At 67.3% G+C, this 15,150-nt stretch carries 12 protein-coding genes and 1 pseudogene; 3 read left to right on the top strand and 10 right to left on the bottom strand.

The features are described from left to right. Positions 1-39: 39 nt before the first annotated feature. The gene (locus FJY73_06555; GenBank protein ID MBM3320320.1) at positions 40-2,109 is read left to right on the top strand and encodes a PAS domain S-box protein; all 2,070 of its coding nucleotides are present in this window, start codon (positions 40-42) and stop codon (positions 2,107-2,109) included. After that, entirely contained in the window at positions 2,033-2,485 is a 453-nt protein-coding gene (locus tag FJY73_06560; protein ID MBM3320321.1) for a response regulator, read from the top strand. The genes FJY73_06555 and FJY73_06560 overlap by 77 nt, the downstream gene beginning before the upstream one ends. Here the strand turns inward: FJY73_06560 and mnmA are convergent. The 10 genes and pseudogenes from mnmA to FJY73_06610 form a co-directional block, all read right to left on the bottom strand. Further along, positions 2,460-3,506 (bottom strand): tRNA 2-thiouridine(34) synthase MnmA, encoded by a 1,047-nt coding sequence (mnmA, locus tag FJY73_06565; GenBank protein ID MBM3320322.1) that lies wholly within the window; start codon positions 3,504-3,506, stop codon positions 2,460-2,462. The two genes, FJY73_06560 and mnmA, sit on opposite strands and share 26 nt — an antisense overlap. Positions 3,507-3,547: 41 nt before the next feature. Next, on the bottom strand, positions 3,548-4,693 hold the full coding sequence (locus FJY73_06570; GenBank protein MBM3320323.1) for a cysteine desulfurase: 1,146 nt from the start codon (positions 4,691-4,693) through the stop codon (positions 3,548-3,550). A 260-nt stretch (positions 4,694-4,953) separates the two neighbouring features. After that, positions 4,954-6,117, bottom strand: coding sequence for a tetratricopeptide repeat protein (locus FJY73_06575; protein MBM3320324.1), 1,164 nt, complete (start codon positions 6,115-6,117; stop codon positions 4,954-4,956). An 86-nt stretch (positions 6,118-6,203) separates the two neighbouring features. Then, positions 6,204-6,830, bottom strand: a complete 627-nt coding sequence (locus FJY73_06580) for a tetratricopeptide repeat protein (GenBank protein MBM3320325.1) — start codon at positions 6,828-6,830, stop codon at positions 6,204-6,206. Positions 6,831-6,915: 85 nt separating this feature from the next. Continuing rightward, positions 6,916-7,698, bottom strand: coding sequence for an undecaprenyl-diphosphate phosphatase (locus tag FJY73_06585; protein ID MBM3320326.1), 783 nt, complete (start codon positions 7,696-7,698; stop codon positions 6,916-6,918). A gap of 2 nt (positions 7,699-7,700) precedes the next feature. Then, positions 7,701-8,531, bottom strand: a complete 831-nt coding sequence (locus FJY73_06590; protein MBM3320327.1) for a UbiA family prenyltransferase — start codon at positions 8,529-8,531, stop codon at positions 7,701-7,703. Beyond that, complete coding sequence (locus FJY73_06595) at positions 8,528-9,373, bottom strand: tryptophan synthase subunit alpha (protein ID MBM3320328.1); 846 nt, start codon at positions 9,371-9,373, stop codon at positions 8,528-8,530. The genes FJY73_06590 and FJY73_06595 overlap by 4 nt, the downstream gene beginning before the upstream one ends. Further along, complete coding sequence (locus FJY73_06600; protein MBM3320329.1) at positions 9,370-10,479, bottom strand: tetratricopeptide repeat protein; 1,110 nt, start codon at positions 10,477-10,479, stop codon at positions 9,370-9,372. The genes FJY73_06595 and FJY73_06600 overlap by 4 nt, the downstream gene beginning before the upstream one ends. Before the next feature lie 276 nt (positions 10,480-10,755). Continuing rightward, the gene (locus FJY73_06605; protein MBM3320330.1) at positions 10,756-11,223 is read right to left on the bottom strand and encodes a hypothetical protein; all 468 of its coding nucleotides are present in this window, start codon (positions 11,221-11,223) and stop codon (positions 10,756-10,758) included. Positions 11,224-11,924: 701 nt separating this feature from the next. Then, positions 11,925-12,485: pseudogene (locus FJY73_06610) on the bottom strand (GTPase domain-containing protein). Between the two features lie 208 nt (positions 12,486-12,693). Between FJY73_06610 and FJY73_06615 the strand changes: the two are divergent. Further along, on the top strand, positions 12,694-15,150 hold a 2,457-nt coding region (locus tag FJY73_06615), incomplete at its 3' end, for a S8 family serine peptidase (protein ID MBM3320331.1).

Raw genomic sequence — 15,150 nt, forward strand, 5'->3', positions numbered from 1 at the left:
CGCGGGATGCCGAAAAGGAGAGAAGGAGGGGAAGACCGTATGGATCGAGAAGAGCGCGAGCCCGCCGTGACCGATCGAACTGGAAAAGAGAGCGAAGAGACGATGACCGGCGGCTCCCTGTCGCAGGGAGACGAGAGAGAAGCGGGGAGGTTGTGCTCGCGAGGCACGTCCTGCGACGACCGCCTCCGCGCGATCTTCGAAGCGTCGGCGGACGGGATCGCTCTTCTCGATCCTTCCGGGGCCATCGTCGAGATGAACCGATCGGCATGCCGGTTGCTCGGCTTCGGCTCGCCCGAGGAGATCATCTCCACCTCCCCCTCTGCGTTCGACCTCGTCGTTCCCGAGGAGAGGCACCGAGTGATCGCGGAGTTCGCGCGGACCGTGAGGGACGAGATCGTGAGGGGCGTCCGGCTTCGGGTTCGGCGGCGCGACGGCTCCCCGTTCGAAGCCGAGTGGAGCGGGGCGGTTCAGAGGGACAAGAACGGCCGGAAGAATGGAGTCGTCTTTGTCTTTCGGGATATCAGCGATCGCGCGCGCGCGGAGAGCGCGCTCACCGAGTCGGAAGAGACGTATCGCTCGATCTTTCGCTCGGCGAACGACGCGATCTTCGTCCACGACGCCGAAACCGGCGCGATTCTCGACGTCAATGAGAAGACCGTCGAGCTTTTCGGTTGGTCCGCCGACGAGATCCTCGCCCTACAGGTCGTCGACCTGAGCTCCGGAGAACCGCCCTACACGCAGGAGGAAGCGAAGAAGAAGGTTCGTGCGGCCGCCGCCGGGGAGCCGCAGATCTTCGAGTGGCGATCCAAGAAGAAGAGCGGGGAGTTCTTCTGGGCGGAAGTGAACCTGAAGCAAGCGACGATCCGGGGGAAGCCCCGGATTCTCGCGCTCGTTCGCGACATCACGGATCGAAAGCGCTCAGAGGAAGAGCGGCGGCGGACGGAAAGGCTGCTCAGGGATTTCATGGACCACTCCCCCACGTTCTTCTGGGCGAAGGATCTCCGCGGAAGGCTCACGATGGCGAACCAGGCGGTCGCGGATCTCTTCCGTCGGAGCCCGGAGGAACTCGTCGGCCTGACGGCGCGGGATCTCTTCCCAGCGAATTCGAAGCTGGTCGCGGAAATGGAAGAACAGGACCTTCGCGTCGTGGAGACCGGAGAAGCCCTCTCGCTCGAGGAGAGCGTTGTTCTCGGAGAAGCGGAGCGCCGCGTCTTGATCTGGAAGTTCCCGCTCCGCGACGCCGAGGGAGCCCTCGCGGGGATCGGCGCGGCGGGGCTGGACGTCACGGAGCAGAGAGAACTCGAGGAGCGGCTCCGGCAGTCGCAGAAGCTGGAGGCGATCGGGACGTTCGCCGGAGGGATCGCTCACGACTTCAACAACATCATCTACTCGATTCTCGGGTTCACCGAGCTCGCGATGGACCATACGGAAAAGGGGAGCCGGCCGTTCCGCTGTCTCGAACAAGTGCGCGAGGCCGGGGCCCGGGCGAGCGACCTCGTCGCGCAGATTCTCGAGTTCAGCAGGACGCGGGAGACGGAGCGAACTCCCTTGCGGCTTCAACGGATGATCCACGAAGCGCTTCGTCTCGCCGAAGGGAGCCGTCCTCCCCGGGTCGAGGTGCGAACGATGCTCGACCCGAATTGCGGCGAAGTGCTCGCCGATCCGACCGAGATCCACCAGGTGCTCCTCAACCTCGTCGCGAACGCTTTCCACGCGATGGGGGAGCGGGGCGGAACGCTGGCGATCCGGCTCGAGGAGTACTTCGCCGGCGGAGCCGGCGGTCCGCGGGGGGCGGGCCTCGATCACGGGAGCTATGCCCGCCTCACGGTCGAGGACACGGGACACGGGATGGACCCCTCGACGGTGCGGCGGATCTTCGAACCTTACTTTACGACGAAAGGAGTGGGCGAGGGGACCGGGCTCGGCCTCGCCACCGTTCACGGAATCGTGCGCGCGATGGGCGGCGCGATCTTCGTCGAGAGCGAGATCGGGCGCGGGACGCGGTTCGATGTCTATCTTCCGCTCGTCTCCGATGCGCCCGCGCGCGATCGGGAGACGGCGAACGACAAAGGGGAGGCGGAACGTGGCGCGCATACTGGTCGTGGATGACGACGAGCAGATCCGCACGATGCTCGTCATGACTCTCGAGGAAGCCGGCTACGAGGCGGACGAGGCCGCCGACGGAAGGGCCGCGATTCGCAAGCAGCGGGAGAAACCCGCGGACCTCGTGATCACGGACCTCATCATGCCGGAGAAGGAAGGACTGGAGACGATCATGGACCTCCGGAAGGAGTGGCCTTCGACCAAGATCATCGCGATCTCGGGGGGCGGAAGGGCCGTCCCGGGGGACTACCTCCTCCACGCGAGGCATCTCGGAGCGGCGCGGGTCTTTCGGAAGCCGATCGAGAGAAGCGAGCTGCTCGGGGCGGTCCGCGAGCTTCTCGGCGAAGGAGCGAGCCTTACGAAGGGACGGCGCTCCGTATGACCGCGCCCCCGAGAAGACGCTCGCCCCTGTAGAAGACGGCCGACTGCCCGGGAGTCACCGCGCGCTGCGGCTCCTCGAACAGGACCACGACCGATCCATCCGAGCCGCGGCGGGCGGACGCCGCGGCCGCCGCGTGCCGGGAGCGGATCTTCACCTCGATCCTCCCCTCGAAGACCTCGTTCTCGGAGACGAGAAGGTTTTCGTCCCCCGCGACCAGTCCGGACGCGTAGAGATCTCCCTCGGTCCCGAGGCGGACGCGGTTCTTTTGGATATCAACCTCCGTGACGTAAAGCCGCTCGCCCCCAGCGACGCCGAGCCCCTTCCGCTGCCCCACCGTATAGCGCGCCGCTCCCTCGTGCGTCCCGAGCCTCCGTCCTTCTCGATCGAGGATCTCTCCCTCGCGCTGAACACCGAGGAAGCCGGCGAGGTCCCCGCCGGGAAGGAAGCAGATGTCCTGGCTCTCCTCCTTGTCGGCGACGGAAAGACCGGCCCGCTCCGCGACGCGGCGCACCTCTTTCTTCAAGAGCCCTCCGAGCGGGAACGCGAGGGTGAATAGATCCGCCGCGCCGATCCCCCAGAGCACGTACGACTGGTCTTTCTCCCGGTCGCGCGCGCGAAGAATCGCCGGCCCGCCTTCCTCCTCAACGAGGCGCGCGTAGTGCCCGGTCGCGAGAAACGAAAACCCCGCCCTTCGCACCCGGGCGAGGAGGGCGCGGAAGCGGACCCTCCGATTACACTCGACGCACGGGTTCGGCGTGCGGCCGGCGAGGTACTCGCTCCGGAACGGCTCGATCACCTCCGAACGGAAGATCTCCTCGAAATCCCACACGTGGTGCGGGGTCCCGAGGCGGACGGCGACGGCGGCGGCGTCCTCGATCGCTTCGAGCGAGCAGCAGGAGCGGTCGCCTTCGAGATCGGGATGCTCCGACGCACAGAAGAGCTTCAGCGTGACGCCGGCGACGGAGCAGCCTCTTTCCTTGAGGAGTAAAGCGGCGACCGAGCTGTCGACGCCGCCGCTCATCGCGACCGCGACGCGCGCCCCCGGCGGGGGGAGAAGCTCCGTCACGGCGCTCCCTTCCCGCGGAGATCCCGCACGACGGAGGCGAGGCTCTCGACAAGACGATCGACATCCGCTTCGGTGTTCCTGAGGCCGAAGCCGATCCGAATCCCGCCGAGCGCGAGGGGGCGCGGGATTCCCATCGCGAGAAGAACCGGCGACGGCTCGGGCGATCCGGAGTGGCACGCGGATCCGGTCGAGATCTCGATGGCGAGACGGTCGAGCGCTTCCGCGACCGCGCCCCCCGAGACCCCCTCGATGAGGAGGTAGCTCGTGCCGGGGATTCTCGCCCGGCCGCGCCCGAGAGGGGTGACGCCGTCCAAGCGCCTTTCGATCGCGCGCTCGAAACGATCGCGCATCCCCAAGATCCGCCTCTCCTCCGCCTCGCGAGTGCGCATCGCGCATTCGAGAGCGACCGCAAGACCGACCGCGAGCGCGACGCTTTCCGTGCCGGGCCGCCTCCCCTTCTCCTGGCCGCCCCCGACGAGCACAGGCCGGAGCGGGACGCCCTCCCGGACGAGAAGCGCCGCGATTCCTTTCGGGCCGTAGATCTTGTGACCGACGATCGTGACGAGATCGAACGGGTCCTCGCGAAGGTCGATCGGGAGCTTCCCCGCGGTCTGCGCGGCGTCGGTGTGGAAAAGGACGCCGCGCGCGCGGCAGAGGCGCCCGACTTCCCTCACCGGCTGAAGGATCCCCGTCTCGTTCTGGCCGTGGATGAGCGAGGCGATCCTTGCGTCCGGGACAAGGGCCTCCGCGAACTCGTCCGGATCGACGGCGCCGTCTCCGCGGACCGGAACGCGCCGCGCCGCGAATCCTTCCTCCTCGAGAAGGCGCGCCGGTTCCTCGACGGCCGGATGTTCGATGTTTGAAAGAACGACGGTCCCGCGGCCGAGCGCGCGCGCTGCGCCGGAGAGCGCGAGGTTGTCCGCCTCGGTGCCGCTCCCCGTGAAGACGACCCCGCTCGCCTCCGCGCCGAAGAGGGCGGCGATCCGCTCCCGCGCCCCCTCGAGCGTCGCCCGCGCCTCTCTTCCGCTCGCGTACGGGCTGGACGGGTTCCCTCCCCAGCGCGCGAGCGCCTCGGTCATCGCCTCGACCACCTCCGGCCGCGCCGGAGTCGTGGCGTTATGATCGACATAGAGCCTGTTCATTGGGCACCTCGCTCAAAAGGCAACGCGGGCCGACCCGCCCGCGCGCACGAACCCTCTCTCCTCCCACACTTCACTCACTCGAAAGCCCGGGTTCCGCACTCGGTTCCGTCACGAGGACGCGGAGCGAGGGGCCGAGAGGCCGACTCGGACGAGCCGATCCCGGAGGCGTAGCCTGAGCTACGTCGAGGAATCGGCGACGGAGAGGAGGCTTCGCAGGCCGGGATCCGCGACCGCAGTAGGAAACGAGTGCGGAATCCGGGCTAGATTTCTTCCAGCTTTTCGTACTCTTCCCGTTCCTTCTTCTTCTTCTCGCGCTCGATCAGCTGGTCCTGACGCACGACCTCTCGCTTCGCGTATTCGGACCAGATCGGGTCGCCGAGCGAGGACGCTCGCTGGAATTTCTGCTTCGCCTGCTCGTACATCGCCTGCCGCTCGAGGATCCTCCCCCACACGCACCAACCGCGCGCGTTCTGCTCGTCGAGCTCGATCCCCTTCTGCACGTTCCGGAGCGCCTCGTCGTACTTGCCGATCTTCGCGGAAGCCTGGAGGTCGGAGAGCCGCACGAGGGCGTCGGCGTCGGACGGGTTCTTCTTCACGACCTCTTGGTAGGTGGAGGTGGCGGCGGTCGTGTCCCCTTCGAGGAGCTGCACAACGGCGTAGTTCTTGAGGTATGCGGTGTTGTCCGGTTCGAGCTCGGAGAGCGCCCGGAAGAGATCCCTCGCGGCGGCGTAGTCCCCCTTCTCGGCGGAGAGCTGCGCGACGGAGAGCATCAGCCTTTGGTTGGTCGGCTCCTTCTCGAGCATCTCCTTCTGCGCCGCGTAGAGATCCTCCGTTCTCCCGAGCTTCTTGTAGACGACCGTGAGCCGCTGGCGATAGTCGTCGTTCCCCGGATCGAGCTCCGACGCCTTCTCGTACGCGCCCTGCGCCCCTTCCCAGTCCTCGATAAGCTCGCGATAGTAGCCCTTTTCGTAGTAGAGCTTCGGATCCTCGGGGCTCAGCGCCACCGCCTTGTCGATCTCTCCGGCGGCCGCCCGGTGATCCCCCCTGTCGCTGTAGACCGCCGCGAGACGCGCGAACCCTTCCGGGTCGTCCGAAAACTTTTGCGTATAACCCTTGAAGAGCTCAAGCGCTTCGTCGGCCCTTCCCTGCCTGGAGACGGCGAAGGCGAGCAGCGTGTTCGCCTCGCGCGAGTCGGGCTTGATCTCGATCACCTCGCGATACGCCTGCTCGGCTTGCGGATAGAGCTCGCTGTCGAGATACTGGCGCCCGCTGTTCATGAGGCGCGCGGCCTTCGTCTCCGGATCGACGGTGACGTCCCGCTCGTAGACGATCACGTCCTCTTGGGTCTGGCACGAGAGGCCGGCCGCGGCGAGTAGGCCCGCCAATACCCACGGGATCCAAGCTCTCCGACCCCGGTCGTTCATGGTCTTCTACCTCCTCCGAACCCCTCGCTTGTTGACACACGCGCGCGGGGGATGCGGTTTCACTCTACCGGCGGGCCCGCGGGGCGTCAACGCCCCTGCTCACGCCTCACCCGGTCGATGTTCCTGCGGGATTCGACGGCGAGACGGTGCTGGGGCGAGAGAGCCATCACGTGCTCCCACTCTCGCACCGCCTCCTTATAGATGCCCGTCTTGGCGAACAGCACGCCGAGCCCGAAATGGGCCTCCAAGCAACGCTCGTCCAGGGCGAGCGCCTGGCGGTACGCGCCCATCGCGCCGGAGACGGACGTCTTCTCGTTCTCGTCTCCGGAGAGGAAATCGCCGTAGTACGCAAAGAGAACCGGGTCGTCCGGCGTCTGCTTGATCCGCTCCCGGTAGACCGCGTCCGCCTCCTCGCGGCGCCCCGCCCCCTCGAGCACGAACGTCATGTTGACGAAAACCCGGAAGTCGCCTCCCGCCGCGAGCGAGCGCCGGTAGGCGTCGACCGCCTCCTCGATCATCTCGGCATCGTGGTACGCGTTGCCGAGCCGGAAGAGAACCTCGGCGGAGTCCTCCTCCGTTCCGAGCAGGGCGAGGTAGGCATCGATCTTCTCCAGCGGGGGTCGGCCTTCGATGTTCCCCAAGTCCTTCGAGCCGGCCGTCGCCGCAAGAAACAAGAGCGCGCCCGCCGCGATCCATCGGGTGTTCGAGTGCATGGTTCCTTCCAGTCCTTCTCTCGGTTGCAGACCGCAACAGGTTCTACCGCAATGAGTTAAAGCCTATGCCATTCCCTGCGGCGTGTCAACCCGAAAGGATCCGGAGAGTGAGCGCGCCCGACGCGGCCAGGGCGAGGCAGTACCAACCGAAGCGATGGATCCGGCCCCCGAGCACGACCCGAACCAGGTACCGGAGCGCGAGATAGCCGGAGAGCATCGCGACCGCGGTTCCAAGAAGAGCCGGGAGGAAGACCGCGGTCTCCCCCTCCCCTCCCGGAAGGTCCCGCGCGGTCAAGAGAGCCGCCCCGAGGATGGCGGGGACCGAAACCAGGAAGGAGAACTCGGCCGCATCCTTCCGGCGAACGCCGAGGAAGAAAGCCGCCGCGATCGTCGCTCCCGACCGGGAGATCCCCGGGAGGATCGCGATCGCTTGCGCGACGCCGATGAGAAAGGCGATCCGGATCGTGACGCTTCTCCCCTTCTCGGGGGCGAAGCGGGTCGCGAGCAGAAAGAGGCCTGTTGCCCCGAGAGCGAGAAGGGTCGGGCCCGGCCTCTCGAAGAGCCCTTCGATCGGGTTCTTGAGGAGGATGCCGACGACGCCCGCCGGAACGAGACCGACGAGAATCGCGAGGCGGTAGGCGTTCGTCTCGCGATCAAAACGCGGGCGAAGAAGGTCGGCGACTTTGCTTCGATAATAGAAAATGACGACCAATGACGTTCCGACATGAAGCATCACCTCGAGGAGGATTCCTTCCGCGCGGAGGCCGAGAAGCGCTTGGGCGAGCACCAAATGCCCCGAGCTCGAAACGGGGAAGAACTCGGTCAGCCCTTGAACGAGACCGAGAAGCGCGGCCGCGGCGGCGCCCATCTCTAGAGGAACCTCCCGGCGAGCATCGCCGTCATCCCGACCACCATCTGTCCCTTGAGAACGCGGGAGAGAAACCCGAGGTTCGAACGGTCCGGCCGGCGAAGGCAGCGGGCAAAGGCGACCGCGAGGAGAAGGTCCACGCCGACGAGAATGATCAGAAGATAAAGGACATTGTAGAGACCGAAGACGAACGGCAGCGGCGAGAGAAGGACGAGGAGCGCGAGCGGCACCGCGGAGAAGACGAGCGCCCTCCGGTCTCCAAGAACGATCGCGAGGCTTCGGCGCCGGCCCTCTCGGTCTCCGGGGGCGTCCGCGATGTCCTTCACGATCTCGCGCCCGAAGTGGAGGAAGAACGCGAAGAGCGCCGGGACGATCCCCGCCGAGAGAGAGCCCCCGAGGTGCGCGCCGAGAAGAAGCGCGGACGAGGCGACCGCGCTCACGAGGAGGTTCCCGGGTAGGCCGGTCCGTTTGATGCCCGCTTCGTATGCGGCGAGTAGAACGGCCCAGACCGCGAGAACCGCGGCGGTCGTCCCTCCGGAGAGAGCTCCTGCGGCGAAGGCACCGGTGAGAAGAAGCGCTCCGAGCGCGGCCGCTCGGCGGGGCGAGATCGCCCCCGAGGGGATCGGACGCCCCGGGCGGTTCACCTGGTCCACCCGGCGGTCCGCGCAATCGTTCCATACATAAAACGCCGCGACGAGAAGGACCGCTCCGGCCGTTCCGAAGAGAAGCGAGGGGCGATCGCCGGCGGCGCCCGCGAGAAGATACGCAAGAAGGATCGCGCCAGCGAGGATGAGGAGGTTCACGAGGCGCACGAGACGAAGGAGAGCGCTCATCGCTTCCTCCCCGGGGCAAGCGCCTCGAGCAGCGCGCCGACCTCCCGTTCGAGAGCGGCGAAGCGCTCCCGGTCCGACCGGGCGCTCTCGATCGCCCGAACGAGGGCGCTCCCCACGACCACCGCGTCCGCGTGGGGCGCGAGCGCGCGGGCGTGCTCGGGGCGGGAGACGCCGAAGCCGACGGCGAGCGGCTTCTTCGTCCGCGCGCGCACCTCGGCGAGTCGCCGCGCGAGGCCATTCTCGAGCGAGCGCCGAGCCCCGGTGACTCCCGTCCGGCTAACGTAGTAGAGGAACGCGGTGCATGCCCTCGCGATGCGCGCGATCCGTTCAAGAGGGCTCGTCGGGGCCGCGAGAAAGACGGTCCCGATCCCGCGGTCCCGAAGAACCGCGCGCCACGCCGCCGACTCCTCCAGGGGAAGATCGGTGGCGATCACCGCGTCCACCCCGGCCTCCGATGCTTCATCAGCGAACCGTTCGACTCCAAAGCGAAGGATCGGGTTGACATAGGACATGAGGACGATCGGCGCGGCGATCTCCCCGCGAAGGCGCGCGACGAGACCGATCGTCTTCTCGAGCGTCGCTCCGGCCGCGAGCGCGCGCTCCGACGCCCGCTGGATCGTCGGCCCGTCCGCCAGGGGATCCGAGAAGGGAACGCCGATCTCGATCGCCGCCGTGCCGGGTCGATCGAGGAGCCGGATCGCTTTCTCTGTGAAGCCCGGGCTCGGGTCCCCGCACGTGAGGAAAGGGATGAGACCGGTCCGGCGTTCGGCGCCGAGCTCCTCGAAGCGGCGGGCGAGCCGGTCGGATCGCGGGAGAACGCGGCGCGTCGCGCCCGGCATCATCGCCCCACCTGCTGGAGCCGGTCCGCGGTCCGGTACGCCTCGCGCGCCTGATCCTTCACGCCCTTCTTGTCGTAGGCGATCCCGAGGGCGTAGTGGAAACGCGCGTCGTGCGGCTGGATCGCGATCGCCTTCTCGAGAGCGACGATCGCCTCGTCGACGTTCTCCGTTTTGTTCTCCGCGACGCCGAGATAGTAGTAGGCCTTCGCGTTGTCCGGGTCGAGGGCGATCACTCGTTGCATCTGCCGGCGCGCCTTGTCGTAGATTCCTCTTCGAATGTACGCGCGCCCGAGAAGATAGTGAGCCCGGATGTTCTCCGGGTCCGCCTCGATCGCGATCCGAAACTCTCGGATCGCGTCCTCGAACGCTCCTTGGTCGTGATAGATCATCCCGAGGTTGAAATGCGCTTCGACGTTCTTCGGGTCGAGCGCGAGCGCCTGGTGGAACTCGGCGACCGCTTCGTTCCTCATCCCCTTCTCCGCGTACACGGCGCCGAGGTTGATGTGCCAGAGCGCCTTCTCGGGTTCCAATCGGACCGCGCGGCGGAAGTGAGTGAGAGCATCGTCGACGCGCCCGCTTCGATCGTAGAGGAGGCCGAGATCCGAGTGTGCGCGCGCCATGCGCGGATCGAGATCGAGCGCCCGCTCGAACGAGAGAACCGCCTCGTCGATTCGTCCCTCCGAACGTAGAACCAAGCCGAGCGCGTAGTGCCCGAGCACCGCCGCCGGGTTCTTCGAGAGAATGCGAAGCGCGATCCTCTCCCCCTCGGCGGGACGTTCGAGAGCGAGCAGCGTCTTGACGAGGTGGAGCTGCATCTCGAGGTCGCCCGGGAATAGCCGGACGCCTTCCTCGAGACGATCGAACGACTCATCGAGCCGCCCGATCTTTCGGAGGATCCTCCCGAGTCGCCGGATGTGGGACGCGTCCCCCGGCTCCAGGGAGCGGAGCTTCTCGAGATGAACGGCCGTCTCTTCGAGCGTCCCCTCCGCCTCGCAGAAGTCGGCCGCCTCGCGGAGAAGGTCCTTGTTCTCGGGGTTCTGTTGGAGCTTCTTGAGAACGGCGGAGCCACCCCGGTCCTGCGGGCCCCGCCGCCAAAGGCGAATGCTCACGTCGGCACCTTCTTCCGCCCGCCCCTCCCGCCGCGCGAGCGGAAACGAGCCGAGGGATGCGAGTCGCTCCCCTTTGTTTAGCCCGGACCGAGGGCGAAGTCAACCGGTACCTGATACCGATTCCGGAGGGGTATTTCCGGAGAGGTATCGGATACCTTTCCGAGCCGATCGGGGGCGACTTCACCTGTAACTGGAACTGGAAGAAGGAGTTCACGAACCGGGTATCTGATACCGGATGGAAAGCGGTATCAGGTACCTGATCGTATCGGATACCTACTACTCCTCGTAGAACGGGTCGCCGGTGAAGCGCGGGTGGTGAAGAAAGTAGGACGCCGAGGAGATCCGCCGGTACTGGAACTGGAAGAGGAAGTTCGGGTTCGGCTGGTACGAAAGGGAGAGGCCGGGCAGAAACTCTCCCCCCTCGTTCTCCGAAAGCCCCCGGTCGAAGGGAGAGAACTCGTAGCCGAGAAGGAACGTGACCCGAAGCGGATCCGCGAGTTGATAGCTCAACCGGTTTTCGTAGAGCCCGATCCCACGGCCGGGGGCGCCGCCCGAACCGGTCGCATAGAGAAGCGAGAATCGGTTCGTCATCGAGACCTTGGTCGGGTCCAGAATGCCGCCGAGGGCGGACGGCGTGTCGAAGACGCTCCGGGGCGACGCGCCGACCCCGGCGACGGGATCCGCGGCCGCCGCGGAAACCAAGAAGACACAGACCGCGATCAGCGAGAACAAGAACGCGCGCACGGAGGACGCACCTCCCGAGGGGATCCGGCCCATGCCGCGGGCCGACGCTCCCGATCTTAGGGCCGTCCGCCGCGGCTGTCAAGGGAGAGCGCCTCGGCCTTCGCCCCCTTCTCCCGCTCGAGGCGGATCTCGAGGACGATCTCGAGCCGCACGACCCCGGCCTCCTCGTCGATTCGAACCGGCACGCGAACGACCGCGGGCTCGCCCTCGGAGAGCTTCGCCGCTATCGGGCGCTCGGCCGCCGAAGGACGCTCCCCTGCCCGAACCAGCCCCTCGAGGCTCGGAAGAGAACCGGACGGACCGGAACCCACTCCCTCGCGGTCGACGGGCGGCGCATCCCCCCGAGCGGAAGGAAGTTTCGGTGCTTGAACCATCGCGTCTCGCTCCCCGGCCGGTTTCGGAACATCCTCCCTCCTTCTTTCCGGCGGCCTCGCATCGGCGCCGGTTCCGAGCCGCGCGCTCGTCTCGGTTTCCTTCGCACGTGAATCAATCGTCTCTCTCCAGGAGCCGACCGTTCCGGAAAGGCGGACGACGTCGTCGATCGCCGCCCCGACGTCGTACACCGGCGCCTCGCGTTCGAACCGCCGGTCCGCGTCCGTGGCCGGCTTCGCGGGCTCCGAGACCCCCTCCGGCCTCTTCTCTTCCGTTCCGCTCTCCGGCTTCTCCTTCTCGGCGCCGAGTGTCTTCTCCAAGTTTTCGAAGAGGGCGCGCGTCGCCGCGCGAAACGTCTCCCAGACGCCGTCGCTTCGCACCGCCACCGCCTCGAACCAGGGCCATCCGCGCCGGTTCAGATCGGCGTTCAGCTCGTCGATCGTGAGCGGGTTCGGAAGGTCGCGCTTGTTGTACTGGAGGATCACCGGGATCTTGTCGAGAGAGAGCTGGTACTCGGAGAGGTTCTGCTCGAGGTTCGCGAGACTCTCGATGTTCGCCTGCCGAAGCGCCGGATCGGAATCCGCCACGAAGATGATCGCGTCGGTCCCCTTGAGGACGAGCTTCCGAGTCGCGTTGTAGTGAACCTGACCGGGCACCGTGTAGAGAAGGAAGCGCGTCCGGAAGCCGCGGATCTCGCCCGCGTTCACCGGAAGAAAGTCGAAGAAGAGGGTCCGATCGCTTCTCGTCTTCATCGAGACCATCTTCCCGCGCCGGTTCTCCGGAACCTGGCCGTAGATCCGCTCGAGGTTCGTGGTCTTTCCGGAAAGCCCCGGGCCGTAGTAGACGATCTTCGCGTTGATCTCTTTGCCGCTGTAGTTGAACACGACCATGGTCTTTGCCTCCGATCCGGTACGGCGTGAACTTTGCAGGTCTTGCGTGCGGATAGGGGGCAAGAGACGTGCCACGCAGGCTCCGGAGAAGGCCCGGAGCGGAGGCCATAACTTGTTGAAAATAAGCAGGTTTCGGCGTCCGGTCCGCGGGAGGGCGGCCCGCCGGGCGCGGGCGCGGCGGTCCGCTTGCGAAACGCACCTCCTCGCCGTGCATTCTGCGCGCCTCGCCGCCACGTCGCTCGTGTTCCTCGCGCTCCTCGCGGCGTCCGCGACGAGCGAGAGGATCCGCGAGGTCGGCCCCCTCGAGGATTCCGAAGGAACGCCCCCGCCTCCCCGCATTCTGTGGAAGTCGGGCGCCGCCGATGTCGCGCCGCAGGCCGATCCTTCTCTCGAAGCGCGGCGCCTTCTCGCGGAGGGGAAGACGCGCGTTCTTCTGCAGCTCCGCGAGAAGCCGGACCGGGACACGCTCCTGGCGGCCGGGATCGAGATCCTCCGCTATCTCCCGAGCGACACATGGATCGTTCGCCTGTCGGAGCCGATCGACTGGACGGCGTTCGGCACGATCGTCCGTTGGGCGGGAGAGATCCCCGCGGAGAGGAAGATCGCGCCCCCGCTCGCGGAGGAGGGGGCGGCGAAGAGCGCGGGAGCGGTTCCCCTTCGCGTCCGCTTCCACGACGACGTCGATGTCGAGGAAGCCGCCGCGATCCTTCGCGCCGCGGGCGCCTCGATGCTTGAAGCACGAACGATCGTCCGCGTGTTCGAGGCGATCCTCCCGGCTCCGGCGGTCGAGGATCTCGCCGCGCGGGACGAGGTCCTCTGGATCGCTCCCCCGCTTCCGCCGCCCGTTCCGGCGAACGACGGAATCCGCCAGAGCGCGAACATCGACTCCGTCCACGCCGCTCCTTACCTTCTCACGGGGAGCGGCGCGAAAGCGGGCATCTGGGACGGGGGCCGCGTGGACGCGCACGACGACTTCTCGGGACGCCTCACGATCGCCGACGGCGGCTCGCCGGTTTCCGATCATGCCACCCACGTCGCGGGAACGCTCGCCGGATCGGGCGCGCGGAGCGCCCCGTACGGCGGCTTGCCCCTCCAGTGGCGGGGAGCTGCTCCTCAAGGTTTCATCTATTCATACGATTATTATGGGGACGTCCCGGCCGAGTTCGGCGCGGCGATCGGCGCGCACGGCATCGACCTCTCCTCGAACTCGTGGGTTCTCGACGTGGACCAGGCCAGGTGGGGGAACTGCTATCTCTACGGCGACTACGACGGGTACGCCCCCGAGTTCGACGAGATCGTCGCGGGCTACTTCGGAAAGCCGATCGTCCTCGTGATCGCCGCCGGCAACGAACGAAACGACGGGGACTGCGGGATCGACGCGCGGAGCGGCTACGCGTGCATGCCGCCGCCTGCGACCGCGAAGAACGCGATCACCGTCGGGGCGATCCACACGAACAACTCGGCGATGACCTCCTTCTCGAGCTACGGCCCGACCGACGACGGGCGCGTGAAGCCGGACCTCGTCGCGGGCGGCTGCCAATCGACCTACGACTACTCGATCTGGTCCACGTGGCCGGGGAACGGGTACGGCGCGACGTTCTACTGCGGCACCTCGATGGCGGCGCCCGCGGTCGCGGGGACCGCGCTTCTTCTTTTCGAGGCGTGGCGGAGCGAGGCCGCCGCGCATCCGGGCGCGCTCTCGGGCGCCCCCTTCCCCTCGACGATCAAGGCGCTTCTTCTCGGATCCGCGGACGATCTCGGCAACGCGGGGCCCGACTTTCGCTTCGGCTACGGGCGGATGAACGCGAAGCGCGCGGTCGATTTCATTCGGACCTCAACGATCGTTCAGGATAGCCTCGCGGACGGCGAGGTTCGGACATGGACCTTCCCCGTCCCCGCCGGCCTTCCCTCGATCCGGGTCACGCTCGCGTGGGACGATCCGGCGGGGGTTCCGCTCGCCGCGCGCGCGCTCGTGAACGATCTCGACCTCGCGCTTCTCTCCCCCGGCGGATCGACCTTCTACCCGTACGTTCTCGATCCGGGGAACCCGGCGGCCGCCGCGACGAACGGCGCGGATCACCGGAACAACGTCGAGCAGGTCGCGGTGCTCTCTCCGCAGGCGGGGATCTGGACGGCACGCGTCGCGGGGACGGACGTTCCGGTCGGCGCGCGGCAGAGGTTCTCGCTCGCCGGCATCGACGCGCGCGCTCCGGCCGCTCCCCGCTCGTTCGGCGCCTCGGGGCTCTCCGACTCGTCGATCGCGCTCTCTTGGTCGGCCCCGAGCGAACCGGACGCGGTGGGAATCCTTCTCGTGCGAAGCACCGCGTCGCTTTCGTGGACGCCAATCGCGGGGACGATCTACACGGCGGGAGAGAATCTCGGCGGCGGGGTCGTCGTCGTCGCGGAGACGGCGGGGACGAGCCTCGACGATTCGGGTCTCCCCTCCTGCACGCGCTTCCACTACCGCGCGTTCGCCTTCGATCGGAACCGAAACTACTCCTCCCCGTCGAGCGCGAGCAGCCTGACGACCGGGACTTGCACCGCGGTCCCTCTCGGCGGCGGCGTCCCTTCGGCCGTGCGTCTCCACGGCGCGCGGCCGAACCCCTTCAACGCGACCACGCGGATCCGCTTCGATCTTCCCACGAGCGGAAGCGCGCGCCTCGCG

This window comes from Candidatus Eisenbacteria bacterium, assembly GCA_016867715.1.
GTDB lineage: Bacteria > Orphanbacterota > Orphanbacteria > Orphanbacterales > Orphanbacteraceae > VGIW01.